The organism is Enterobacter sichuanensis, assembly GCF_009036245.1.
Classification (GTDB): domain Bacteria; phylum Pseudomonadota; class Gammaproteobacteria; order Enterobacterales; family Enterobacteriaceae; genus Enterobacter; species Enterobacter sichuanensis.
Genome location: NZ_CP027986.1, coordinates 4,298,038 through 4,322,691 on the forward strand (window position 1 = coordinate 4,298,038; position 24,654 = coordinate 4,322,691).

General features: G+C 55.5%; 27 protein-coding genes. 10 read left to right on the top strand and 17 right to left on the bottom strand.

All coding sequences use genetic code 11. The features are described 5' to 3' along the window. Nucleotides 1-8 precede the first annotated feature (8 nt). The 7 genes from rpsG to fkpA form a co-directional block, all read right to left on the bottom strand. Nucleotides 9-479 carry a 30S ribosomal protein S7 gene (gene rpsG / locus C1N69_RS20890; RefSeq protein WP_004106370.1) on the bottom strand — a complete coding sequence of 157 codons (471 nt, stop codon included), beginning with the start codon at nucleotides 477-479 and terminating at the stop codon, nucleotides 9-11. 96 nt (nucleotides 480-575) lie between these two features. Continuing rightward, nucleotides 576-950, bottom strand: coding sequence for a 30S ribosomal protein S12 (rpsL, locus tag C1N69_RS20895; RefSeq protein WP_000246815.1), 375 nt, complete (start codon nucleotides 948-950; stop codon nucleotides 576-578). A gap of 124 nt (nucleotides 951-1,074) precedes the next feature. Further along, nucleotides 1,075-1,362: a sulfurtransferase complex subunit TusB gene (gene tusB, locus C1N69_RS20900; RefSeq protein ID WP_155031814.1), complete on the bottom strand. Its 288-nt coding sequence runs from the start codon at nucleotides 1,360-1,362 to the stop codon at nucleotides 1,075-1,077. A 7-nt stretch (nucleotides 1,363-1,369) separates the two neighbouring features. Then, the gene (gene tusC / locus C1N69_RS20905) at nucleotides 1,370-1,729 is read right to left on the bottom strand and encodes a sulfurtransferase complex subunit TusC (protein ID WP_155031815.1); all 360 of its coding nucleotides are present in this window, start codon (nucleotides 1,727-1,729) and stop codon (nucleotides 1,370-1,372) included. Next, nucleotides 1,729-2,115, bottom strand: a complete 387-nt coding sequence (gene tusD, locus C1N69_RS20910; RefSeq protein ID WP_155031816.1) for a sulfurtransferase complex subunit TusD — start codon at nucleotides 2,113-2,115, stop codon at nucleotides 1,729-1,731. The genes tusC and tusD overlap by 1 nt, the downstream gene beginning before the upstream one ends. Beyond that, nucleotides 2,115-2,837, bottom strand: coding sequence for a helix-turn-helix transcriptional regulator (locus C1N69_RS20915; RefSeq protein ID WP_003861697.1), 723 nt, complete (start codon nucleotides 2,835-2,837; stop codon nucleotides 2,115-2,117). The genes tusD and C1N69_RS20915 overlap by 1 nt, the downstream gene beginning before the upstream one ends. A gap of 165 nt (nucleotides 2,838-3,002) precedes the next feature. Beyond that, entirely contained in the window at nucleotides 3,003-3,824 is an 822-nt protein-coding gene (gene fkpA / locus C1N69_RS20920) for an FKBP-type peptidyl-prolyl cis-trans isomerase (protein ID WP_025758059.1), read from the bottom strand. A 239-nt stretch (nucleotides 3,825-4,063) separates the two neighbouring features. On the opposite strand from fkpA, the gene C1N69_RS20925 reads away from it, so the two are divergent. Beyond that, nucleotides 4,064-4,282, top strand: coding sequence for a protein SlyX (locus C1N69_RS20925; protein ID WP_024907948.1), 219 nt, complete (start codon nucleotides 4,064-4,066; stop codon nucleotides 4,280-4,282). An 82-nt stretch (nucleotides 4,283-4,364) separates the two neighbouring features. Here the strand turns inward: C1N69_RS20925 and slyD are convergent, their stop codons facing one another. The 4 genes from slyD to kefG form a co-directional block, all read right to left on the bottom strand. Beyond that, nucleotides 4,365-4,955 carry a peptidylprolyl isomerase gene (slyD, locus tag C1N69_RS20930; RefSeq protein WP_008503010.1) on the bottom strand — a complete coding sequence of 197 codons (591 nt, stop codon included), beginning with the start codon at nucleotides 4,953-4,955 and terminating at the stop codon, nucleotides 4,365-4,367. Between the two features lie 94 nt (nucleotides 4,956-5,049). Further along, complete coding sequence (locus C1N69_RS20935; RefSeq protein ID WP_013099038.1) at nucleotides 5,050-5,250, bottom strand: YheV family putative zinc ribbon protein; 201 nt, start codon at nucleotides 5,248-5,250, stop codon at nucleotides 5,050-5,052. 13 nt (nucleotides 5,251-5,263) lie between these two features. Continuing rightward, nucleotides 5,264-7,069: a glutathione-regulated potassium-efflux system protein KefB gene (kefB, locus tag C1N69_RS20940; RefSeq protein WP_025758061.1), complete on the bottom strand. Its 1,806-nt coding sequence runs from the start codon at nucleotides 7,067-7,069 to the stop codon at nucleotides 5,264-5,266. Beyond that, nucleotides 7,069-7,620 carry a glutathione-regulated potassium-efflux system ancillary protein KefG gene (kefG, locus tag C1N69_RS20945; RefSeq protein WP_014885493.1) on the bottom strand — a complete coding sequence of 184 codons (552 nt, stop codon included), beginning with the start codon at nucleotides 7,618-7,620 and terminating at the stop codon, nucleotides 7,069-7,071. The genes kefB and kefG overlap by 1 nt, the downstream gene beginning before the upstream one ends. A gap of 138 nt (nucleotides 7,621-7,758) precedes the next feature. Here kefG and C1N69_RS20950 point away from each other — a divergent pair, with 138 nt between their 5' ends. From C1N69_RS20950 to C1N69_RS20965, 4 genes are all read left to right on the top strand, one after another. Then, nucleotides 7,759-9,663, top strand: coding sequence for an ABC transporter ATP-binding protein (locus C1N69_RS20950; RefSeq protein ID WP_059386645.1), 1,905 nt, complete (start codon nucleotides 7,759-7,761; stop codon nucleotides 9,661-9,663). A gap of 111 nt (nucleotides 9,664-9,774) precedes the next feature. Beyond that, nucleotides 9,775-10,797 (top strand): hydrolase, encoded by a 1,023-nt coding sequence (locus C1N69_RS20955; protein ID WP_045285963.1) that lies wholly within the window; start codon nucleotides 9,775-9,777, stop codon nucleotides 10,795-10,797. After that, nucleotides 10,794-11,012 (top strand): YheU family protein, encoded by a 219-nt coding sequence (locus tag C1N69_RS20960; protein ID WP_013099053.1) that lies wholly within the window; start codon nucleotides 10,794-10,796, stop codon nucleotides 11,010-11,012. Before C1N69_RS20955 ends, C1N69_RS20960 begins: the two co-directional genes overlap by 4 nt. A gap of 30 nt (nucleotides 11,013-11,042) precedes the next feature. Beyond that, a complete protein-coding gene (locus C1N69_RS20965) occupies nucleotides 11,043-11,912 on the top strand; it encodes a phosphoribulokinase (RefSeq protein WP_155031817.1) in 870 nt (289 codons plus the stop codon). A 66-nt stretch (nucleotides 11,913-11,978) separates the two neighbouring features. Here C1N69_RS20965 and C1N69_RS20970 read toward each other — a convergent pair whose 3' ends face one another. Continuing rightward, nucleotides 11,979-12,383 (bottom strand): OsmC family protein, encoded by a 405-nt coding sequence (locus tag C1N69_RS20970; RefSeq protein ID WP_155031818.1) that lies wholly within the window; start codon nucleotides 12,381-12,383, stop codon nucleotides 11,979-11,981. A 311-nt stretch (nucleotides 12,384-12,694) separates the two neighbouring features. Here C1N69_RS20970 and crp point away from each other — a divergent pair, with 311 nt between their 5' ends. Both crp and C1N69_RS20980 read left to right on the top strand, forming a co-directional pair. Continuing rightward, nucleotides 12,695-13,327 (top strand): cAMP-activated global transcriptional regulator CRP, encoded by a 633-nt coding sequence (gene crp, locus C1N69_RS20975; protein WP_000242758.1) that lies wholly within the window; start codon nucleotides 12,695-12,697, stop codon nucleotides 13,325-13,327. A gap of 57 nt (nucleotides 13,328-13,384) precedes the next feature. Beyond that, on the top strand, nucleotides 13,385-15,472 hold the full coding sequence (locus C1N69_RS20980) for a YccS/YhfK family putative transporter (RefSeq protein ID WP_155031955.1): 2,088 nt from the start codon (nucleotides 13,385-13,387) through the stop codon (nucleotides 15,470-15,472). Here the strand turns inward: C1N69_RS20980 and argD are convergent. The 4 genes from argD to ppiA all read right to left on the bottom strand — a co-directional run bounded on the left by argD (nucleotide 15,469) and on the right by ppiA (nucleotide 18,633). Beyond that, the gene (gene argD, locus C1N69_RS20985) at nucleotides 15,469-16,689 is read right to left on the bottom strand and encodes a bifunctional acetylornithine/succinyldiaminopimelate transaminase (protein WP_179958044.1); all 1,221 of its coding nucleotides are present in this window, start codon (nucleotides 16,687-16,689) and stop codon (nucleotides 15,469-15,471) included. The two genes, C1N69_RS20980 and argD, sit on opposite strands and share 4 nt — an antisense overlap. Nucleotides 16,690-16,775: 86 nt before the next feature. Beyond that, nucleotides 16,776-17,339, bottom strand: coding sequence for an aminodeoxychorismate synthase component 2 (pabA, locus tag C1N69_RS20990; protein ID WP_155031820.1), 564 nt, complete (start codon nucleotides 17,337-17,339; stop codon nucleotides 16,776-16,778). Nucleotides 17,340-17,369: 30 nt separating this feature from the next. After that, nucleotides 17,370-17,954: a putative adenosine monophosphate-protein transferase Fic gene (locus tag C1N69_RS20995; RefSeq protein WP_095442059.1), complete on the bottom strand. Its 585-nt coding sequence runs from the start codon at nucleotides 17,952-17,954 to the stop codon at nucleotides 17,370-17,372. 106 nt (nucleotides 17,955-18,060) lie between these two features. Further along, on the bottom strand, nucleotides 18,061-18,633 hold the full coding sequence (gene ppiA, locus C1N69_RS21000; protein ID WP_025758075.1) for a peptidylprolyl isomerase A: 573 nt from the start codon (nucleotides 18,631-18,633) through the stop codon (nucleotides 18,061-18,063). A 278-nt stretch (nucleotides 18,634-18,911) separates the two neighbouring features. Between ppiA and tsgA the strand changes: the two genes are divergently transcribed. Continuing rightward, nucleotides 18,912-20,096: an MFS transporter TsgA gene (gene tsgA / locus C1N69_RS21005; RefSeq protein ID WP_047959606.1), complete on the top strand. Its 1,185-nt coding sequence runs from the start codon at nucleotides 18,912-18,914 to the stop codon at nucleotides 20,094-20,096. Between the two features lie 17 nt (nucleotides 20,097-20,113). On the opposite strand, the gene C1N69_RS21010 is transcribed toward tsgA, so the two are convergent. After that, nucleotides 20,114-21,415, bottom strand: coding sequence for a cytosine deaminase (locus C1N69_RS21010; RefSeq protein ID WP_047959607.1), 1,302 nt, complete (start codon nucleotides 21,413-21,415; stop codon nucleotides 20,114-20,116). Nucleotides 21,416-21,653: 238 nt separating this feature from the next. Here C1N69_RS21010 and nirB point away from each other — a divergent pair, with 238 nt between their 5' ends. Together nirB and nirD are read left to right on the top strand one after the other, a co-directional pair. Further along, a complete protein-coding gene (nirB, locus tag C1N69_RS21015; RefSeq protein WP_045285971.1) occupies nucleotides 21,654-24,197 on the top strand; it encodes a nitrite reductase large subunit NirB in 2,544 nt (847 codons plus the stop codon). Further along, nucleotides 24,194-24,520, top strand: a complete 327-nt coding sequence (gene nirD, locus C1N69_RS21020; protein ID WP_025758081.1) for a nitrite reductase small subunit NirD — start codon at nucleotides 24,194-24,196, stop codon at nucleotides 24,518-24,520. The genes nirB and nirD overlap by 4 nt, the downstream gene beginning before the upstream one ends. Nucleotides 24,521-24,654: the final 134 nt, after the last annotated feature.

A 24,654-nucleotide genomic window follows, 5' to 3' on the forward strand; every position in this document is an offset into this window, starting at 1 on the left:
CGAAGGGATTACCAACGGTAGTGTGCGAACGCCTTGTTGGCTTCTGCCATACGGTGAACGTCTTCACGTTTCTTAACTGCAGTACCTTTGTTGTCTGCAGCATCAGAAAGTTCGTTCGCCAGACGCAGAGCCATGGATTTATCACCGCGTTTACGAGCAGCTTCAACGATCCAACGCATTGCCAGAGCATTACGACGAACCGGACGAACTTCAACTGGAACCTGATAAGTAGAACCACCAACGCGGCGAGACTTAACTTCTACAGTCGGGCGCACGTTGTCGAGAGCGACTTCGAAAGCTTCCAGTTCATTTTTACCAGAGCGCTGAGCCAGGGTCTCCAGCGCGCTGTATACGATTGCTTCTGCAGTAGATTTTTTACCATCTACCATCAGGATATTTACAAATTTTGCCAGCAGTTCTGATCCGAATTTCGGATCTGGAAGAATTTTACGCTGACCAATGACGCGACGACGTGGCATGGGAATACTCCGTTGTTAATTCAGGATTGTCCAAAACTCTACGAGTTTAGTTTGACATTAAGATAAATCAGTTTGGCCTTACTTAACGGAGAACCATTAAGCCTTAGGACGCTTCACGCCGTACTTGGAGCGAGCCTGCTTACGGTCTTTAACACCTGAGCAGTCCAGCGCACCACGAACGGTGTGGTAACGAACACCCGGAAGGTCTTTAACACGACCGCCACGGATCAGGATCACGGAGTGCTCCTGCAGGTTGTGACCTTCACCACCGATGTAGGAAGTCACTTCGAAACCGTTAGTCAAACGCACACGGCATACTTTACGCAGTGCGGAGTTTGGTTTTTTAGGAGTGGTGGTATATACACGAGTACATACACCACGTTTCTGCGGGCAGGCTTCCAGCGCAGGCACGTTGCTCTTTGCAACTTTGCGTGCACGTGGTTTGCGTACCAGCTGGTTAACTGTTGCCATTAAATAGCTCCTGGTTTTAGCTTTTGCTTCGTAAACACGTAATAAAACGACCTCATACAATATGAGGACGCGAAATTTTAGGGCTACGTCGAAAAGGTGTCAAGAAATATACAGCGATCTCAAATCACCAGTTCATTTGACTGGCGTGCGTCACAGTAAGATTGACGAAATCAGTATAGCCAACCACGTCAATTTTGGCTGAAATTTGACCAGAAAGACCCCGCGCATCCAGATCCTCCTTCAGCGCAGAGACACTTATGGGGGCATTCGTGAGGATTTCAACGAAACGGCTGCCTTCCAGCGCAGCAAGCACGCCATCCTGAATCAACAGCAGATCATCGCCTTCGCGCAGCATGCTCACGAGCGTGTCGATATCACATTGCCACGGTGAGCGGCTCAGGGTATGGAGCATGGCAGCCTCAGAAAGTCAGAATAGTGTCGTAATGCGAGAGTTGCTCGCGCAGGGCAGCGGAGGGCAAGCGCGTCGCATCCAGCACCAGGGGCGTCTTGTCATTTAATCCGCGCGCGGTCAGCGAATCGGCGCAGACATACACCGTTTCAATGTCGTACAGCGGTAACACTTTGAAGGTGGCGATATAATCCCGCGCCAGAATGGCCTGTGGCTGCTGACCCGCCAGAAGCTGAAACACCCCGTCCCCCAAAAAGAAGACGCCGATATCTTCAGTCAACGCGGAAGTCGCGAGCAGCGCATCCAGCCCTTCTCTGCCGGATGCATTGCCGTGCGGTGCCGAGGTAAAAACAAACGCGACACGCTTCATCAGAACTGCACCACTCTGTCGCAGGTTAACGCCGCCTGGGCCAGTGCCCCGAGACCACTCAACGAAAAACCGGGCTGCAGGTTAGCGCCTGCTAAACCAAGACGCCCGGCTTCAGTTGCATCAGCGACACCGCGACGCAGCGCCGCCGCGACGCAGATATGCAGCGCAACGCCCTGCTTTTCGTTTAAGGCCTGCCAGGCACGTACCAGATCAAACTCGTCGCTCGCCGGCGACGTAAACTGGTTCGCGTTATACACCCCTTCCCGATAGAAGAAGACGCTCACCAGGTCATGCCCGGCCGCCAGAAGCGCATGCGCAAACTGCAGCGCGCTGCTGGCCTGCTGTGTACCGTACGCCGGGCCTGTCACCATTAACGCAAAACGCATTACTTGTCTTGTCCCAGGAAATCACCGCTTTTGAACTGGCGGATGTAGAGGTAGACCGTGTGCTTGGAGATGTTCAGACGATCGGCAACCTGGTTGATGGCGTCTTTAATATCAAAAATCCCTTTCTCGTAGAGATTAAGCACGATCTGGCGATTCTTGGCGTTGTTTGAGACGTTGCGATCGGCATTCACCTCTTCAATCGTAAACTCAAGCGTCTGCGTGACCAGATCTTCGACGGAGGAGGCAAAGTTAACCGATGAGCCAACATCCGGCGTTTCAGGTGGAATAAAGGTGCTCATGATTTGCGAGAATGGCACATCAAGGTTCATGTTGATGCACAGCAGCCCAATCACACGATGCTCGCGGTTTCGAATCGCGATAGTTTCTGATTTCATCAGCACGCCACTTTTGGCGCGGGTGAAATAGCATTTGGAGACGCTGCTGTCCGCGCCGGTCATGTCATGCAACATACGCAATGCAAGGTCGGTGATTGGCGAACCAATTTTACGGCCAGTATGCTCACCATTCGCAATGCGGATAGCGGAACACTTCAGATCTTGCAGGGAGTGCAATACGATTTCGCAGTGGGAGCCAATGAGCATCGCTAACCCGTCCACCACCGCTTCATAGGATTTCAGAATATCGAAGTCGGTCTGGTCAAAAGGACGTTGATCCAGCAAATCAAGTTCACTGGTTTCGTTGGTTAAAAGCGACCTGGACATGAAAAAAACACTCCTTTTCAGGAGCCTGTCATTCGGTTTTCAGGGCAGGCTCATTATCTACACGGACAACTAAATTAATACAGCGTGTATAGCGCTTTCCAGTGTTAATTATATCTGCCCCACAATAAAAAAACCGCCGCCTGAAAGGCGGCGGTTTTTGTCACATTACTTCTTAGCGTCTGTCGCTGCTTTTTCTTCAGCCGGCGCGTCTGCCTTCGCATCCGCTTTCGGAGCCGGTTTGATGTCCAGCAGCTCTACGTCAAAGACCAGCGTAGAGTTGGCAGGGATACCCGGAACGCCGGTTTTGCCATAGGCCAGATCCGGTGGGATAACCAGCTTGATTTTGCCGCCTTTCTTGATGTTTTTCAGGCCTTCAGTCCAGCCAGGGATCACACCATCCAGACGGAAAGAGAGTGGCTCACCACGGGTGTAAGAGTTATCGAACTCTTTACCGTCGATCAGCGTACCTTTGTAGTTCACGACAACAGTGTCGCTGTCTTTAGGTGCATCGCCGGTACCTTCTTTCTCAACTTTGTACACCAGGCCAGTAGACGAGGTTTTCACGCCTTTCTCTTTAGCAAAGGTATCGCGGTAGGCTTTGCCTTTCGCTTCGTTGTCTTTCGCGTCCGCTTCCATCTTAGTCTGAGCGGCACCTTTCACACGCGCTTCAAACGCCTGCAGAGTCTGTTCGATTTCCTGGTCAGAGAGCTTGCTCTTATCAGCAAAGGCGTCCTGAACGCCGGCGATCAGTTGGGCTTTATCCAGTTTGATGCCCAGTTTCTCTTGTTCTTTCAGAGAGTTTTCCATGTAACGGCCCAGAGATGCGCCCAGTGCGTAGGCGGATTTCTGGTCGTCATTTTTGAACGCCGCTTTGCTGTCTGCCGTGGCAGCAGGCTTCGCAGCAGTGTCAGCCGCGAATGACAGCGGCGCGTTCAGCGCAACAGCCATTGTCGTTGCCAGCAGCGTTACTTTAAACAGTGATTTCATCCATATCTCCAGGGCCTGGGGACTCTCACCCCAGCATTAAACGTAAAATGAGTGACGTACTATAAAACGTTGCGGAAGAAATCTACAGACAGACACTTCCAATTCTCGCCACTTTTCAGACTATTTTTGTTTAAATAAGTTTCTTGCCAGGGGGATGCAGACTGTACTTAAGGATAAACTCAGTTAAACTGCGCCGCCGCGGGGCCATTATGGCGAATCTGAAATAAACGAGGTGAATGATGAAGGATACAGCATTAGAAGCGAGAATGGCTGAGCTGGAAAGCCGCCTGGCTTTTCAGGACATCACCATCGAAGAACTAAACCAGACCGTGACCGCACATGAGCTCGAAATGGCGAAACTGCGAGATCATATGCGCCTGCTGACGGAAAAGCTGAAGGCCACCCAGCCGTCGAACATTGCCTCTCAGTCAGAAGAGACGCCACCTCCTCATTATTGAGGCATAAAAAAAGCGGGATTCTCCCGCTTTTTTGTGCCCGGTGTCGCAAAGCTTACCGGGCCAGCATGTCAAACGACAGGTCTTAGTGGCAACCGCAGCCGCCGTTACCGCAACCACCTTTACCGTGACCGTGGTCGTGACCATGGTCATGGCCGTGGCCACCGCAGCAGCCGTCGTGGCCGTGATCGTGGTCATGGTCGTGACCGTGCGCACCGTGAACGTGGCCATGAGCCAGCTCTTCTTCGGTTGCTTCACGGATAGCGACAACTTCAACGTTGAACTTCAGGTTCTGGCCAGCCAGCATGTGGTTGCCGTCAACCACAACGTGGTCGTCTTCCACTTCGGTGATTTCAACAGGAACCGGACCCTGGTCGGTTTCAGCCAGGAAACGCATGCCAACCTGCAGCTCGTCAACGCCCATGAACACGTCTTTAGGCACGCGCTGAACCAGGTTGTCGTCATACTGACCGTAAGCGTCGTTCGCGCCTACAGCAACGTCAAATTTGTCGCCAACTTCATGACCTTCCAGCGCGTTTTCCAGGCCAGAAATCAGGGAACCGTGACCATGCAGGTAGTCAAGCGGCGCACTCACCGGAGACTCATCAACCAACACACCGTCTTCTGTACGTACCTGATAGGCCAGGCTGACCACCAGGTCTTTTGCTACTTTCATGATATCTCCTGAGCGTGGGAAAATTGCTGGCGCAGATTGTAGCGGAAATCTGCACCCGTGTACCCTTTAGCTTAAAAAAACTCAGGGCATATCGCTAGTCCGGATGAAAAATCCCGATAACTTGCTCTTCTTTGCGCACATGATCGCGGGCCTCTTTATCAGCTTCACGCATCTGGTGACCGCACTTAACACACTCAACAACATCAATATTATTCTCCCGCCACATCGCCAGGGTATCTTGCGCCTGGCAGGAGGGACATTTTGCACCCGCAATAAAGCGTTTACGTACAGCCATCTTTCGTTACCCTTTATTCAAATTCATCCCAGCCATCAAGCTGGCGTCGTTCCTGTTGCATCTCGCGCTGGAAGATCTCCTCCAGTTCGCGACGCGCTTCCCGCACGCGAGAGATCTGCGCCGTATCGGTATGCACCGGCATCAGCTCGCGTAACATCCGCATATCCAGCCGGCGGAAATGCATCTGGGCGCGTTGCGCCTGGTGAGGATGCATCCCCAGCGAGATTAACGCTTTGCGACCCAACTCCAGCGCACTGGAAAACGTTTCACGCGAGAAGTGTTTCACACCCGCCTGCAACAGTTCGTGAGCTTCAACACGTCCACGCGCACGCGCCAGAATGTGCAGATGCGGAAAATGCTGCTGACAGAGCTCCACCAGCTTCATCGTGTCTTCTGGATCGTTGCAGGTAATCACAATGGATTCGGCAGCCTCTGCGCCAGCAGAGCGCAACAGCTCGAGCTGGGTCGCGTCGCCGTAATAAACCTTATAGCCATATTTGCGCATCAGGTTGACCGCGCTGATATCGCGCTCCAGCACGGTAATGCGCATCTTGTTCGCCATCAACAAACGTCCGATAACCTGTCCGAAGCGGCCAAAGCCCACCACAATCACCTGCGGCTTGTCGTCTTCCACCCACGGGGCTTCATCTTCATCGTCAGACGGGTTTAAGCGGCGCGACAGAAGTTTATCCACCAGCTTCATCAGCAGCGGCGTGGTCATCATCGACAGCGTAACCGTCACCAGCAAAAGCGCCATCTGATCGTCTTTAAAAAGCTTCTGGGAGGAGGCGGTGGAGAAGAGCACAAACGCGAACTCGCCCCCCTGGCTTAACACGCTGGCAAACTGCATACGCTCCGAACTGCGCAAGCCGTAAATGCGTGCCATGACGTACAGCACCAGTGTTTTTACCGCCACCAGAATGGCAACGCTGACCACAACCCACAGCAGATGGGTATAGAGCACGCCGAGATTGAGCGCCATCCCCACCGAAATAAAGAACAGCCCCAACAGCAACCCTTTGAAGGGATCGATAGCAATTTCCAGCTCGTGGCGATATTCGCTCTCCGCCAGCAGCACCCCGGCGATAAAGGTGCCGAGCGCCATCGACAGCCCCAGCGCGTCCATAAACAACGCCGATCCCAGTACCAGCAGCAGCGTCGCGGCGGTAAAGACTTCGCGCACGCCCGAGGCGGCAATAAAACGGAACACGGGACGTAACAGGAAACGTCCGCCAATCAGCATGCCCGCAAAGGCCAGCACCTTCATGGCAATTTTCGCCCAGTCAAAATGATCGTCGCCGGAACCGGCCAGCAGCGGCACCAGCGCCAGCGCCGGGATCACCGCTAAATCCTGGAACAGCAGTACCGAAAAGCCCAGCTGACCGGCTTCGTTGCGGTTCATCCCTTTGTCGCGCATCAGCTGCAGGGCCATCGCCGTCGACGACATCGCAAGGCCTATTCCGCCTATCACCGCCGCCTGCCAGGAAAAATCCGTCAGCATTAGCAGGCCGCCCAGAATCGCGGCGCTGAACAACACCTGCGCGGCACCCACGCCAAAGATAGAGCGTCGGAGCTGCCACAATTTAGAAGGGTTGAGCTCAAGTCCGATGATGAACATCAGGAACACCACGCCCAGCTCGGAGAAGTGGAGTATTTCATCCACATCACTGATGAATCCCAGCCCCCAGGGGCCAATCGCGATCCCCGCCAGCAGATACCCCAGCACCGCCCCGATTCCAATCCGTGCAGCAAACGGCACCGCGACAACGGCCGCAAATAAAAACAGCACCCCGGCGAGGAGCAAATTCGATCCTTCCATTAACGACCTCCTGCCGGAATCGGTGACGCCAGCCATTCACCATAGGCTCGGGCGTGGCTCGCCAGCTCTTTGGGATCCTGACGCCGCGCCCAGTAGACAATAATCGGGCTCATCCAGTGCATACGGCACATTGCCGCCGTCAGCTCGAAAGGCCGCAGGATGTCGCTCATCGGATAGCGGTTCAGCCCGTCGTGGCGGTAAGCGCTTTCTGGCTCACCGGTGGTGATCACACTACGCCAGTACTTTCCCGCCAGTTGGTTGCCCCCCACCCCGCTGGAGAAGCCCCGGCTCAGCACGCGGTCCAGCCACTCTTTGAGCAGCGCCGGACAGCTGTAGGTATAAAGCGGATGCTGGAACACAATCACGTCATGCTGACGCAGCAGTTCCTGCTCATAAGGAATATCAATAAAGAAATCAGGATAGTGCGCGTAGAGATCGTGCACCGTCACGTTGCTGAGCTGAGTAGCCGGCTTAAGCAGAACCCGGTTCGCCACCGAGTCCTGAGATTCCGGATGGGCATACAGCAGCAGCACTTTTGCTGTCTGAGACATCATTCCCCTCCCGGTCTTGTTTCTGTTTTTGTGTATCGTCGTTGTTTTGGGCTACCATGGCGGCCCGGTGCGGAAAATGGCCCACACCTTACATTATCATAATGACAAATTAACATAGTCGGAACATACGGCGCTTCTATGATTGTTTTCTCCTCGTTACAAATTCGTCGCGGTGTGCGCGTCCTGCTGGATAACGCCACTGCTACCATCAACCCGGGCCAAAAAGTGGGTCTGGTCGGCAAAAACGGTTGTGGTAAATCCACGCTGCTGGCGCTGCTGAAAAACGAGATTAGCGCGGATGGCGGTAACTTTACCTTCCCGGGGAACTGGCAGCTCGCCTGGGTGAACCAGGAGACGCCCGCCCTCAGCGAACCGGCACTCGACTATGTTATCGACGGGGACCGTGAATACCGTAAACTCGAGGCGGAACTCAATGCCGCTAACGAGCGCAACGACGGCCACGCCATCGCCACCGTTCACGGCAAGCTGGACGCCATTGACGCGTGGACCATTCGCTCCCGCGCCTCCAGCCTGTTGCACGGCCTGGGCTTCAGCAATGAACAGCTGGAACGCCCGGTCAGCGACTTCTCCGGCGGCTGGCGTATGCGCCTCAACCTGGCGCAGGCGCTGATCTGTCGCTCTGATCTGCTGCTGCTCGATGAACCGACCAACCACCTCGATCTCGATGCGGTTATTTGGCTGGAGAAGTGGCTTAAGAGCTATCAGGGCACTCTGATTCTGATCTCCCACGACCGCGACTTCCTCGACCCGGTGGTGGATAAAATCATTCACATCGAACAGCAAACGATGTTCGAGTACACCGGTAACTACAGCTCCTTCGAGCGCCAGCGCGCGACGCGTCTTGCCCAGCAGCAGTCCATGTACGAAAGCCAGCAGCAGCGCGTCGCGCACCTGCAGAGCTTTGTGGATCGCTTCAAGGCCAAAGCGTCTAAAGCGAAGCAGGCCCAGAGCCGCATCAAGATGCTGGAACGCATGGAGATGATTGCCCCGGCGCACGTGGACAACCCGTTCCACTTCAGCTTCCGCGCGCCGGAAAGCCTGCCAAACCCGCTGCTGAAGATGGAAAAAGTGAGCGCCGGATACGGCGATCGTACAATTCTCGACTCCATCAAGCTCAACCTGGTGCCGGGTTCACGTATTGGTCTGCTGGGACGCAACGGTGCCGGTAAATCCACGCTGATCAAACTGCTGGCGGGCGAACTTAACCCGGTCAGCGGCGAAATCGGGCTGGCGAAGGGCATCAAGCTTGGCTACTTCGCCCAGCATCAGCTGGAATTTTTACGCGCTGATGAATCCCCGATCCAGCACCTGGCGCGTCTGGCGCCGCAGGAGATGGAGCAGAAGCTGCGCGATTATCTCGGCGGCTTCGGCTTCCAGGGCGATAAGGTCACCGAAAACACCGAACGTTTCTCCGGCGGCGAAAAAGCTCGTCTGGTGCTGGCGCTGATCGTCTGGCAGCGCCCGAACCTGCTGCTGCTCGATGAACCGACCAACCACCTCGATCTCGACATGCGTCAGGCGCTGACCGAAGCGCTGATTGAGTTCGAAGGCGCACTGGTTGTGGTTTCGCACGACCGCCACCTGATCCGCTCCACCACGGACGATCTCTACTTAGTGCACGACGGCAAAGTCGAGCCGTTCGACGGCGATCTGGAAGACTACCAGCAGTGGCTGACGGACGTGCAGAAGCAGGAAAACCAGCCGGAAGAGCCAACGAAAGAGAACGCCAACAGCGCCCAGGCGCGTAAAGACCAGAAACGCCGCGAAGCGGAGCTGCGCACCCAGACGCAGCCGCTGCGTAAAGAGATTGCCCGTCTCGAAAAAGAGATGGAAAAGCTCAACGCCACGCTTGCTGCCGTTGAAGAGAAGCTTGGCGACAGCGGTCTGTATGACCAGAGCCGTAAAGCGGAGCTGACGGACTGCCTGCAAACCCAGGCGAAGACCAAATCGAACCTCGAAGAGTGTGAGATGGCCTGGCTCGACGCCCAGGAACAGCTGGAAGCGATGCTGCAGGCCGACTGAGTATTTGCCCCGTTTTGCGAACAGGATCCGTCCCTGGTTCGGAAATCCTGGCTAAACGGGGTACAATTCGGAAAGTATCGTAAATTTCCGACAAGAATCAGCATCGCGCTTATGACCCAAATCATTCCATCAGACTTCGACATTGCGGCCGAAGACAGCACTGAGTTCGTGCCTATGCGCGGCGTGGCCAATCGCCATTTGCAGACCATGCTGCCGCGACTGATCCGCCGCAAGGTTCAGTTCACCCCGCACTGGCAACGGCTTGACCTGCCGGACGGTGACTTTCTGGATCTCGCCTGGAGCGAAGCACCTGAGCAGGCCCGCCATAAGCCGCGCCTGGTGGTCTTTCACGGTCTGGAAGGCAGTCTGCACAGCCCTTATGCGCATGGGTTAATTGAGGCGGCAAAAGCGCGCGGCTGGCTCGGCGTGGTGATGCATTTTCGCGGCTGTAGCGGCGAACCCAATCGTCAGAAACGCATTTATCACTCGGGTGAAACCGAAGACGGTACGTGGTTTTTGCACTGGCTGCGGGATAATTTTGGCAACGTGCCAACCGCCGCCGTGGGCTACTCGCTGGGCGGCAATATGCTGGCCTGTCTGCTGGCCAAAGAGGGCGAAAGCGTACCGCTGAATGCGGCGGTCATTGTCTCCGCCCCGTTTATGCTGGAGCAGTGCAGCTACCATATGGATAAAGGCTTTTCCCGCGTCTATCAGCGCTATCTGCTCAACCTGCTGAAAGCCAACGCGGCGCGTAAGCTGAAGGCTTACCCGGATACGCTGCCGGTCAGCCTGCGCCAGCTGAAAAAGGTGCGCCGAATTCGCGAGTTCGACGATCTGATCACCGCCAAAATTCACGGCTTCGCCGATGCGATTGATTACTATCGTCAGTGCAGCGCCATGCCGCTGCTCAGCAAGATCACGCAACCGACGCTGATCATTCATGCCAAAGATGACCCCTTTATGGATCACCACTCGATCCCCGCACAGGAGTTTCTGCCCGACAACGTTCACTATCAGTTGACCGAGCATGGCGGCCACGTCGGGTTTATCGGTGGCACGCTGCGCCGCCCGAAAATGTGGCTTGAGACGCGTATCCCTGACTGGCTAACCCCTTATCTGGACGGTGCAAAATGATTATTCCCTGGCAGGATCTGGCTCCCGAAACGCTCGATAATCTGATTGAAAGCTTTGTATTGCGCGAAGGCACCGATTATGGTGAACATGAACGCTCGCTTGAGCAAAAGGTCAACGATGTAAAGCGCCAGCTGAAAAGCGGCGACGTGGTGCTGGTGTGGTCAGAACTGCATGAGACGGTCAATATCATGCCCCGCAACGCGTTTCACGGCTGATCTTCCACCCTTTTCAGTCAGGGAGTTGTTATGTCTGCCAGACATCCGATTATTGCCGTTACGGGGTCGAGTGGTGCGGGAACCACCACCACCAGCCTCGCCTTTCGCAAGATTTTCGCCCAGCTGAATCTCCGTGCGGCGGAGGTCGAAGGCGACAGCTTTCACCGCTACACGCGTCCGGAGATGGATATGGCCATCCGTAAAGCGCGCGATCTGGGTAAACACATCAGTTACTTCGGCCCGGAGGCCAATGACTTCGGCCTGCTGGAGCAAACCTTTATTGAGTACGGACAGAGCGGCAAAGGGCAGTCCCGCAAGTATCTGCATACCTATGATGAAGCCGTTCCCTGGAATCAGGTGCCGGGCACCTTTACTCCCTGGCAGCCGCTGCCGGAACCTACCGACGTTCTGTTCTACGAAGGATTACACGGCGGCGTGGTTACGCCGCAGCACGACGTGGCGCGCCACGTGGATCTGCTGGTCGGCGTGGTCCCAATCGTCAACCTGGAGTGGATCCAGAAACTGACGCGTGACATGAGCGAGCGCGGCCACTCACGCGAGGCAGTGATGGACTCGGTGGTGCGTTCCATGGAAGATTACATCAACTACCTGACGCCGCAGTTTTCCCGCACCCATATCAACTTCCAGCGCGTGCCGACGGTGGACACCTCCAACCCGTTCGCCGCCAAAAGTATCCCGTCGCTGGATGAGAGCTTTGTGGTGATCCATTTCCGCAATCTCGAAGGCATTGATTATCCGTGGCTGCTGGCGATGCTGCAGGGCTCGTTCATTTCTCACATGAATACATTAGTGGTGCCGGGCGGAAAAATGGGACTGGCAATGGAGCTCATCATGACGCCGCTGGTACAGCGACTGATGGAAGGGAAGCAGATCGCATAATCATATTCCCTCTCCCTGTGGGAGAGGGTTAGGGTGAGGGCATCAACACGCACGATGCCCAATCAATCACGCCTCAATCACTTCATACGAATGGGTGATTTTTACCGCCTTCTCCAGCATTAACGCCACAGAGCAGTACTTCTCCGCCGACAGGTCCACCGCGCGTGATACCGCCGTGTCTTTCAACGCTTTGCCGGTCACAACAAAGTGCAGATTAATATGGGTGAACAGGCGTGGCGCCTCTTCACGACGTTCTGAGGTCAGTTTAACCTCGCAATCTGTCACGTCATGACGGCCTTTCTGCAGAATCGACACCACGTCAATGGCGCTGCATCCCCCTGCCGCCATCAGCACCATCTCCATTGGGCTTGGCGCTTTATCGCCGGAGTTGCCATCCATCAAAATCTGGTGTCCGGAAGCGGACTCGCCCAGGAACGTTAAACCTTCAACCCATTTCACGCGCGCTTGCATATTCTTAAACTCCAACGTTGCATTTTTGGTGACAGATTACGCGTGCGTTACATTTCTCGCAATGGAAGGCGACCTGCATCATGCTGAAGCGAGACACCAGGAGACACGCGGCGAAAGCTATGCTAAAACACTCAGGATGCTACAGTAATACATTGACGTTACACGTGTATGCAGAGGACATCAAACTTTACTGGCTGCGAAACGTTACGGTAGCCGACTTCCCAGGGTATGGGTAAGAATTCGATTGCAACCCCAGAGTCCGGATGCATCTGATGACTCTGGTGACAGCTTATAACAGAGGATAACAGCGCATGGTGCTTGGCAAACCGCAAACAGACCCGACTCTCGAATGGTTCTTGTCTCATTGCCACATTCATAAGTACCCATCGAAGAGCACGCTGATTCACCAGGGTGAAAAAGCGGAAACGTTGTATTACATCGTTAAAGGCTCGGTGGCAGTGCTGATCAAAGATGAAGAAGGGAAAGAGATGATCCTTTCTTATCTGAACCAGGGCGATTTCATCGGTGAACTGGGCCTGTTTGAAGAGGGCCAGGAACGTAGCGCCTGGGTTCGTGCAAAGACAGCATGTGAAGTGGCTGAAATTTCTTACAAGAAATTCCGTCAGCTGATTCAGGTTAACCCTGACATCCTGATGCGTCTTTCTTCCCAGATGGCGCGCCGTCTGCAGGTCACCTCTGAGAAAGTGGGCAACCTCGCCTTCCTGGACGTGACGGGCCGTATTGCACAGACGCTGCTGAACCTGGCGAAACAGCCAGACGCCATGACCCACCCGGACGGCATGCAAATTAAAATTACCCGTCAGGAAATTGGTCAGATCGTCGGTTGCTCCCGTGAAACCGTAGGTCGTATCCTGAAAATGCTGGAAGATCAAAACCTGATCTCCGCCCACGGTAAAACCATCGTGGTTTACGGAACGCGTTAATTCCGCTCAAACGGCGTGTCACCGCAAGGTGTCACGCCGTTTTTGTCTCTACTCCCCATGTGGCGCAGGCTGATCTATCACCCGGAAGTTAACTACGCACTGCGACAAACGCTGGTGTTGTGTCTTCCTGTGGCCGTAGGCCTGCTCCTCGGACATCTTCAGCAAGGTCTGCTCTTTTCTCTGGTGCCCGCCTGCTGCAACATTGCCGGTCTGGACACGCCGCATAAGCGCTTTTTCAAACGACTCATCATTGGCGGTTCACTGTTTGCCGGCTGTAGTCTCGCCGTGCAGCTTCTGCTGGCGCGCGATATTCCGCTGCCGCTGATCCTGACCGTGCTGGCGATGACCCTGGGTGTCACCGCCGAAATCAGCTCGCTGCACGCCCGTCTACTTCCCGCCTCGCTGATTGCGGCCATTTTCACGCTGAGCCTCGCCGGAAATATGCCGGTGTGGGAGCCGCTGCTGATCTACGCGCTGGGGACATTATGGTACGGGCTGTTTAACTGGTTCTGGTTCTGGCTGTGGCGCGAACAACCGCTGCGTGAATCCCTGAGCCTGCTCTATGTGCAGCTGGCGGAGTATTGTGAAGCCAAATACACCCTGCTCACCCAGCATACCGATCCGGAAAGATCGCTGCCCCCGCTGCTGACCCGTCAGCAAAAGATGGTGGATCTGATAAGCCAGTGCTACCAGCAACTGCATATGCTCGCCGCCAACCAGAATCACGAATATAAACGGCTGCTGCGCACTTTCCAGGTGGGGCTGGATCTGCAGGAACATATCTCCGTAAGTCTTCACCACCCGCAAGAGGTGCAAAAACTGGTAGAGCGCAGCCACGCTGAAGCGGTGATCCGCTGGAACGCACAGACCGTCTCCGCGCGCCTGCGGATCCTGGCCGACGATATTCTCTATCACCGCTACCCCACGCGCTTTAACATGGACAAACAGCTCGGCGCGCTGGAGAAAATCGCCCGTCAGCATCCGGATAACCCGGTCGGTCAGTTTGCCGCCTGGCACTTCAGCCGCATCGCCCGCGTGCTGCGTACCCAGCGCCCGCTTTATTCCCGCGATCTGATGGCGGACAAACAAAAACGGCTTCCGCTGTTGCCCGCGCTCAGAAGTTATCTGTCGCTTAAATCGTCCGCCCTGCGCAATGCCGCACGGATTAGCGTCATGCTCAGTGTCGCCAGCCTGATGGGCATGGCGCTGCATCTGCCGAAACCCTACTGGATCTTAATGACCGTGCTGTTTGTCACCCAGAATGGCTACGGCGCCACGCGGGTGCGGATTCTGCACCGGGCCGGCGGAACGATGGCGGGGCTGATTATTGCGGGCGTGACGCTGCACTTCCACGTGCCGGAAGGCTATACCCTGGCAGGAATGTTGGTGATTACGCTGGTGAGCTACCTGATTATTCGTAAAAACTACGGCTGGGCGATGGTGGGTTTTACGGTGACGGCGGTGTATACCCTGCAGTTGCTCACGCTCAATGGCGAACAGTTTATTGTCGCCAGGCTGATTGATACCCTCATCGGCTGTCTGATTGCCTTTGGTGGTATGGTCTGGCTGTGGCCGCAGTGGCAGAGCGGGCTGCTCAGGCAGAACGCCCACGACGCGCTGGAGGCTGACCAGGAGGCTATCCGCCTGATTCTGAGCGATGATCCTCAGCCCTCCCCGCTGGCTTATCAGCGGATGAAGGTCAACCAGGCGCACAACGCCCTGTTCAACTCGCTCAACCAGGCGATGCAGGAGCCCGGCTTTAACTCGCACTATCTTGCGGACATGAAGCTCTGGGTGACGCACAGCCAGTTTATCGTCGAACATATCAACGCCATGACCACGCTCGCGCGTGAACATACCATGCTGACGCCAGACCTGGCGCAACGTTACCTGCAGTCGTGTGAGATTGCTCTGCAGCGCTGTCAGCAGCGTCTGGAGTATGACGCGCCGGGTGAGTCGGGGGATTCAAATATTCTGGAAGCGCCGGAAACGCTCACCCACGGGCCAATGAGTACCCTTGAGCAGCATTTACAGCGCATTCTGGGACATCTGAACACCCTGCACACCATTTCATCGGTGGCATGGCGTCAGCGTCCGCATCACGGGATTTGGTTAACCCGTCGCCTGAAGCGGACGGCGTATTAACCTTTTACGATCTTCGCGACTGCCGCGGCAAAGCGGGTTAAACCGTCTTCAATGTCTTTCTCTTCCACCACCAGCGACGGCGCAAAACGCATCACGTCCGGCCCGGCATTGAGCACCATCACCCCTTCGTGGGCGGCGGCGTGCAGGAAATCGCGTGCGCGGCCTTTGTACTGCGGTTTCAGCTCGGCACCGATCAGCAGCCCCATCCCGCGGATCTCGCTGAACACGTCGTACTGGTCATCAATCTTTTGCAGATGTTTTACGAACAGTTCGCGCTTCGCGCCCACGCCATTGAGAACCTCAGGCGTGTTGATAATATCAAACGCCGCGCCCGCCACAGCGCTCGCCAGCGGATTACCGCCGTAAGTGGAGCCGTGCGACCCCACATGGAACGCGGAGGCAATCTCCTGGGTGGTCAGGACCGCACTCACCGGGAAACCGCCGCCGAGCGCTTTGGCGCTGGTCAGAATATCCGGCGTCACGCCGTAGTGCATATAGGCAAACAGGGAGCCGGTACGCCCCATCCCGCACTGCACTTCATCAAATACCAGCAGCGCCTGGTGCTCGTCGCAAAGCGCGCGCAGCCCTTTCAGGAATTCCGGCGTGGCGGCCGTCACGCCACCTTCGCCCTGAATCGGCTCCACCACCACCGCGCAGGTGTGATCGTCAATCACCGCTTTTACCGCATGCAGATCGTTAAACGGCACGTGGACAATGTCAGCCGGTTTCGGACCAAAACCGTCGGAATACTTCGGCTGACCACCAACGGAGACGGTAAAGAAGGAGCGCCCATGGAAGGCGTTGTGGAAAGCGATGATTTTGGTTTTGTATGGGCTGTGGCGCGTGGTGGCATAGTAGCGCGCCAGCTTGAAGGCGGTTTCGTTGGCTTCGGTACCGGAGTTCATAAACAGCACGCGCTCGGCAAACGTGGCATCAATGATCTTGCGGCCAAGACGCAGCGCCGGTTCGTTGGTGAAGACGTTGCTGGTGTGCCACAGGGTTTCGCCCTGGGTTTTCAGCGCCTCGACCAGCGCAGGATGGCAATGACCCAGCGCCGTTACCGCAATCCCGCCCGCGAAATCCACGTACTCTTTACCCTGTTGATCCCAGACTCGGCTGCCTTTTCCCTTTACCGGGATAAACTCAGCCGGTGCATAAATCGGCAGAATCACTTCATCGAATGTCGCGCGGGTAATTGCTGGTTGTTCAGTTGCCATGTCATGCCCATCCATTTTATGTCACATCAATTGTGAAAATATAATCACAAAATATGCATAAAAAATCACAACAAGGCAACAGATATTCAGCGATTGAGGAAATTTGCCAGCAGCGCGTGCCCCTGTTCGCTGAGGATGCTTTCCGGATGGAACTGCACGCCTTCGAGATCCCATTCGCGGTGACGAATCCCCATGATCTCCTGCGTATCGCTCCAGGCGGTCACCTCAAAGCAGTCAGGCAGCGTCGGCGGGTCAATCACCAGCGAATGATAGCGCGTCACGGTCAATGGATTATTGAGCCCCGTAAATACCCCGGTACCCGTGTGCGTGACCGGCGAGGTTTTGCCGTGCATCACTTTCGCCGCACGGACGATGGTGGCCCCAAACGCCTGGGCAATCGCCTGATGACCCAGGCAGACGCCCAGAATGGGCAGCTTGCCGGCATACTGCCGGATAACGTCCAGCGAAATGCCCGATTCCGACGGTGTGCAGGGGCCGGGTGAGATGACGATTTTTCGCGGAGCCAGCGTCTCAATATCGGCAAGGCCAATCTCGTCATTGCGGCGAACAACCACCTCTGCACCCAGTTCACAAAAATACTGGTAAAGGTTCCAGGTGAAGGAATCGTAGTTATCAATCAGCAGAATCATGGCGGCTCCCGAAAAAAATGCCGCCCTATTCTACTCAGATTCCCGCGCTTCACTCACTACTTTGGCAAAGATAGCGTTTAACGCGCTGAGATCGCCCGTTGCGCCGCTCCGGTTAGCCGCCACCCAATCTTCGGGATCGATATCGCGCCAGTCCAGCGCGTAACCCGCATGGATCGCCAGCTGCTCAAAGAAAACACGCTGAGCAATACCGTTACCGCTGGCAAAAGGGTGCAGCATGTTGATTTCACAATAATAATGGCTAATTCGTTCTATAAACGCCGCTTTCTCCAGACCAACCAGATACTTTTCGCTTTCCAGCGCCGCCATCAGTTCGTTGCCCATCTTCTCAATGTACTCGAAATGGCAGAAAGGAATGTCGCCCTTAAAAATATCATCAGTACGCAACTCGCCAGCGTGCTTCAACTCTCTGCGGTACAGATGGCGGTGAATAAGGCACAGATGGGGCAAGCCAGGAGCGGAAGGTCCAAGCTCCAGCGTTTCAATGTGGGGATCGGAAGGACCATGACCTTTTTCAAGGAGACAACTGGCCTGAAAATTGACGTTACGCTGCTGCTCCCAGAGACGGGATTTTTGCTTGTCGGTGAGTTTTTTCACTTAACGCCTCCCTGAATATGTCCGTTTGCCACAAGTATAAGCAGCAAAACGCGCTTTCGCAGGGAGGGCTAACAACACGGGCAAGGATCGCCCGTGTCGAAACAGGTTACGGCAGAACTTTCGCGGAGAGGATCACGACAGGTTTTGACGGCACATTCTGGTACGGGCCAACGTCATGGGTAGGAACCTGAGAAATCTTGTCCGCCACGTCCATCCCTTTCACCACTTTACCGAACACCGCATAACCGAAGTCGCGCTGGCCGTGGTCGAGGAAGGCGTTATCCGCCACGTTGATAAAGAACTGGCTGGTCGCGCTGTCTTTATCCGCGGTACGCGCCATGGAAATGGTGCCACGGGTGTTCAGCAGACCGTTATCTGCTTCGTTTTTAATCGGCGGGTTCGGCTGTTTCTGCTGCATCTGCTCATTAAAACCACCGCCTTGCACCATAAACCCAGGGATCACGCGGTGGAAGGTGGTGTTGTTGTAGAAACCACTGTTCACATAGTCGAGGAAGTTTTTCACAGAAACCGGAGCTTTCTGGCTATTCAGTTCCAGCTCAATATTCCCGGCGGAGGTGGTCAGCAGAACGTGAGGGTCCCCTTTTGCTGCCAGCGCAGCAGGGGAAACGGCAGAAAGAGCAAACACAGCTGCGACAGCCGCCAGTGTTGATTTGAGCATGAGAATTCCTTAACAAAGCGCAGTATATAAAGCGAATGGCTTGATTCTAAAGAGCAGTATGAACGGAGACCAGCCTTTTACCTAATTTTACGAAATTGAAACAGTTGTAACCACGCAAACGATTGGTTCCGGCGGCTTTTTATGTGATCAAGATCACATAAAAAACTGCAATGAAGTTCGAATTTCTCTTAAAAGATATGAATAGATCACTTTAATGTCTAAAATCTGCCCGCTCTCAGCGCCCGATGGGCGCTTTTCTTATTTTGAACAGGCCAGACATGACTAACAGCAATCGCATCAAGCTCACATGGATCAGCTTCTTCTCCTACGCCCTGACCGGCGCGTTGGTGATCGTCACCGGGATGGTGATGGGAAATATCGCAGACTACTTCCATCTGCCCGTTTCCAGCATGAGTAACACCTTCACCTTCCTCAACGCCGGGATCCTGATCTCCATCTTCCTGAATGCCTGGCTGATGGAAATCGTGCCACTGAAAACGCAGCTGCGTTTTGGTTTTGTGCTGATGGTCGCCGCCGTGGCGGGTCTGATGCTGAGTCACAGCATCGCCCTGTTCTCCGCCGCCATGTTTGTACTCGGTCTGGTCAGCGGCATTACCATGTCGATCGGGACCTTCCTGATTACCCATATGTATGAAGGCCGTCAGCGTGGCGCGCGCCTGCTGTTTACCGACTCCTTCTTCAGCATGGCCGGGATGATTTTTCCGATGGTGGCTGCCGTTCTGCTGGCGCGCAGCATTGAGTGGTACTGGGTGTATGCCTGCATCGGCCTGGTCTACGTGGCGATCTTTATTCTGACTTTCGGCTGCGAGTTCCCGGTGCTGGGCAAAAAAGCGCAGACCACGGCAGAGCCTGTCGCGAAAGAGAAATGGGGGATCGGCGTACTGTTCCTCTCCATCGCCGCCCTGTGCTACATCCTCGGCCAGCTGGGCTTTATCTCCTGGGTACCGGAATACGCCAAAGGCCTGGGCATGAGCCTGAACGACGCGGGTAAGCTGGTGAGTGATTTCTGGATGTCTTACATGTTCGGCATGTGGGCGTTTAGCTTCATCCTGCGCTTCTTCGATCTGCAGCGCATTCTGACCGTACTGGCGGGCCTGGCAACCGTGCTGATGTATCTGTTCATCAACGGTTCACCGGAACATATGCCGTGGTTTATTCTGACCCTGGGCTTCTTCTCCAGCGCGATCTACACCTCGATCATTACTCTGGGCTCCCTGCAGACCAGGGTGGCCTCGCCGAAGCTGGTTAACTTCGTTCTGACCTGTGGCACCATCGGCACCATGCTGACCTTCGTGGTCACCGGCCCAATCGTCGCCCACAGCGGCCCGCTGGCCGCGCTGCACACGGCGAATGGTCTGTACGCCGTGGTGTTTATCATGTGCTTCATCCTGGGCTTTGTGACCCGCCACCGCCAGCATAACGCTGCAGCGGCGACGCACTAATCCCGTCCCCCTCTGCCCTACACAGAGGGGGTGTTTCTGGCAAAGCTCACCTCTTCTCCCCCGTTATCCATCTGGATCCAGGTCTGCGCCAGCTGTGTGGTGGCAATAATTCGTCCCTGACGAATGGACCAGCGCACCGGCACCTGACAGCGTACCGCTTCAAACCCGCTCTCCGCAGGCAGAATAATCAGGTTCGCCGGGTTACCCGTCTCAATCCCGTAATCGCTCAGGCCAAAGGTTCGGGCACTGTTATGGGTGATCAGGTTCAGGCCGCTGTCGATTTGCGGATAGCCCATCATCTGACAGACGTGCAGCCCCATATGCAGCACCTGCAGCATATTGCCGGTACCAAGCGGGTACCACGGGTCAAAGACATCATCATGGCCAAAGCAGACGTTAATGCCCGCCGCCTGTAGTTCTTTCACCCGGGTGATGCCGCGACGCTTCGGATAATCATCGAAGCGCCCCTGCAGGTGGATATTGACCAGCGGGTTCGCAACGAAGTTAATCCCCGACATTTTCAGCAGTCGGAACAGCCGCGAGGTATAGGCGCCGTTGTAGGAGTGCATGGCGGTGGTGTGGCTGGCCGTTACCCGTGCGCCCATACCGGCCTCATACGCCAGCGTGGCCACCGTCTCGACAAAGCGAGACTGCTCGTCATCAATTTCATCGCAATGAATATCCAGCGGACGGTCATATTTCTTCGCCAGCTCAAAGGCGATATGCAGCGACTGCACGCCGTACTCGCGGGTGAACTCAAAGTGGGGGATCGCCCCCACCACATCCGCACCCAGCCGTAATGCCTCTTCCAGCAGCGCCGCGCCGTTCGGGTAAGAGAGGATACCTTCCTGCGGGAACGCGACGATTTGCAGGGTCACCCACGGCGCAACCTCCTGCTTCACTTCCAGCATTGCCTTCAGGGCAGTGAGCGTCGGGTCGGAGACATCCACATGAGTGCGGACAAACTGGATCCCGTTGGCGATTTGCCACTTCAGCGTTTTCCACGCCCGCGCTTTCACGTCGTCATGACTGAGTAGCGCCTTGCGCTCCGCCCAGCGCTCAATGCCCTCAAACAGCGTTCCGGACTGGTTCCAGTTCGGCTCGCCCGCCGTCTGGGTGGTATCAAGATGGATATGCGGCTCAATAAACGGGGGAATAGCCAGCCCACCGCGCGCATTTAACACTTCATAGCTTTCGGTATGGGTGTCATCCATGGGGGTGATGTCACCAAATCGCCCGTTCTCAATGGCAAGCTGCCACAGCCCTTCCCGACCCGGTAAACGAACATTCTGAACAAGCCATAACGGTGTAGTAGACATATCTTTCCCCTAAAAACGCAGCTGCTGGACAGGCGTATCGATTTTTGCAAAACCGCCCCTGATTTGTACACAAATTCAACTAACCCGAAAAGCCTGCGATTTCCATAACTTATAAAAATCCTGACAAATCAGTCATATACCACCTAAGGAGTAGGCGAAGACGTATTTGATTTGCATCAATAAGCGCCCCTGCTGAATCGTTAAGGTAGGCGGTAATAGAAAAGAAATCGAGGCAATAATGAGCAAACTCAGACTCGCTATCATCGGTAACGGCATGGTCGGTCACCGCTTTATTGAGGATCTTCTCGATAAAGCCGATGCCGCTCAGTTCGATATTACCGTGTTCTGTGAAGAACCCCGCAAGGCGTACGACCGTGTGCACTTATCTTCCTATTTCTCCCATCATACTGCCGAAGAGCTCTCACTGGTGCGTGAAGGGTTCTACGAGAAGCATGGCGTAAAGGTGCTGGTGGGCGAACGCGCTATCACCATCAACCGTCAGGAAAAAGTGATCCACTCCAGCGCCGGGCGTACGGTTTTTTACGACAAGCTGATCATGGCGACCGGCTCTTATCCGTGGATCCCGCCGATTAAAGGCGCTGAAACGCAGGATTGCTTCGTCTATCGTACCATTGAAGATCTCAACGCCATTGAGTCCTGCGCCCGTCGCAGTAAACGCGGTGCGGTGGTGGGTGGTGGCCTGCTGGGCCTGGAGGCCGCAGGGGCGCTAAAAAACCTCGGCGTTGAAACCCACGTCATCGAATTTGCTCCGATGCTGATGGCCGAACAGCTCGACCACATGGGTGGCGACCAGTTACGTCGCAAAATCGAAAGCATGGGTGTGAAGGTTCACACCAGCAAAAACACCAAAGAGATCGTCCAGGAAGGCACTGAAGCGCGCAAAACCATGCGCTTTGCCGACGGCAGCGAGTTGGAAGTTGACTTCATCGTCTTCTCCACCGGGATCCGCCCGCGCGACAAGCTGGCAACCCAGTGCGGTCTGGCCGTCGCCCAACGTGGCGGGATCATGATTAACGACACCTGCCAGACCTCCGATCCGGATATCTACGCCATTGGCGAATGCGCCAGCTGGAATAACCGCGTGTATGGTCTGGTGGCGCCGGGTTACAAAATGGCGCAGGTCGCTGTGGACCACATCCTTGGCAACGAAAACGCTTTCGAAGGTGCGGACCTGAGCGCCAAGCTGAAGCTGCTGGGCGTGGACGTTGGCGGTATTGGCGATGCACACGGCCGCACGCCGGGTGCCCGCAGCTACGTTTATCTCGATGAGAGCAAAGAAGTTTATAAGCGCCTGATCGTCAGTCAGGACAACAAAACCCTGCTTGGGGCGGTGCTGGTGGGTGACACCAGTGATTACGGCAACCTGCTCCAGCTAGTGCTAAACGCCATCGAACTTCCGGAAAACCCGGACGCGCTGATCCTCCCGGCGCACGCCTCCAGCGGCAAGCCGTCTATCGGCGTGGATAAACTACCGGACAGCGCGCAGATCTGCTCCTGCTTTGACGTCACCAAAGGCATGCTCATCTCTGCCATTAACAAAGGCTGCCACACCGTTGCGGCGCTGAAAGCGGAAACCAAAGCCGGCACCGGCTGCGGCGGCTGTATTCCGCTGGTCACCCAGGTGCTGAACGCCGAGCTGGCGAAACAGGGCATCGAAGTGAACAACAACCTGTGCGAGCACTTCGCGTATTCTCGCCAGGAGCTCTACCATCTGATCCGCGTGGAAGGCATCAAGTCCTTCGACGAACTGCTGGCGAAGCACGGCCAGGGCTACGGCTGTGAGGTATGTAAACCCACCGTCGGCTCCCTGCTGGCCTCCTGCTGGAACGAGTATGTACTCAAACCCGAGCATACGCCGCTGCAGGATACCAACGACAACTTCCTGGCCAACATCCAGAAAGACGGTACCTACTCCGTGATTCCACGTTCCGCCGGTGGCGAAATTACCCCGGAAGGGCTGGTGGCGGTGGGCCGTATCGCGCGTGAATTTAACCTGTACACCAAAATCACCGGTTCCCAGCGTATCGGCCTGTTTGGTGCGCAGAAAGACGATCTGCCGGAGATCTGGCGTCAGCTGATTGACGCTGGCTTCGAAACCGGTCACGCGTACGCCAAAGCGCTGCGTATGGCGAAAACCTGCGTGGGCAGTACCTGGTGCCGCTACGGCGTCGGCGACAGCGTCGGTTTCGGCGTGGAGCTGGAGAACCGCTACAAAGGCATCCGTACGCCGCACAAAATGAAGTTTGGCGTCTCCGGATGTACCCGCGAATGTGCGGAAGCCCAGGGTAAAGACGTAGGGATTATCGCCACCGAAAAAGGCTGGAACCTGTATGTCTGCGGTAACGGCGGGATGAAACCACGCCACGCGGACCTGCTGGCCGCGGATCTCGATCACGACACGCTGATTCAGTATCTCGACCGCTTCATGATGTTCTACATCCGTACCGCCGATAAGCTGACCCGTACCGCCTCCTGGCTTGATAATCTGGAAGGCGGCATCGACTACCTGAAATCGGTCATTATCGACGACAAGCTGGGCCTGAACGAGCATCTGGAAGCGGAGATGGCACGACTGCGTGAGGCGGTGATTTGCGAGTGGACTGAAACCGTCAACACCCCGGCGGCACAGACGCGGTTCAGACATTTTATCAACAGCACTCAGCGCGACCCGAATGTGCAGGTTGTGCCAGAGCGTGAACAGCATCGTCCGGCGACACCGTATGAACGTATTCCGGTCACGCTGGTGGAGGAAAACGCATGAGCCAGTGGATAACCATCTGCGATATTAACGACATTCTCCCCGCAACCGGCGTCTGCGCACTGCTGGGCAACGAGCAGGTTGCGATTTTCCGCCCCCGCCACGATGAACAGCTCTTTGCCATCAGCAACATCGATCCGTTCTTCGAGGCCAGCGTGCTCTCCCGTGGGTTGATTGCGGAGCATCAGGGCGAACTGTGGGTCGCCAGCCCGCTGAAAAAGCAGCGCTTCCGCTTACGCGACGGGCTGTGCATGGAAGATGAAAACTACTCGGTGAAGCACTACGACGTTCGCGTGAAGGACGGCAAGGTGCAATTACAGGGCTAATTCCCTCGCCTTTTCAATATGAAAAGCTTATGACCCCTTATGGGTAACGGCAGGAAAAACCGTATATTTTCGGCGATTCCTGCTGTTATCCTGACGTCAATTCCTGTCCCTCCATGAATGCTGTGAGGTAATGT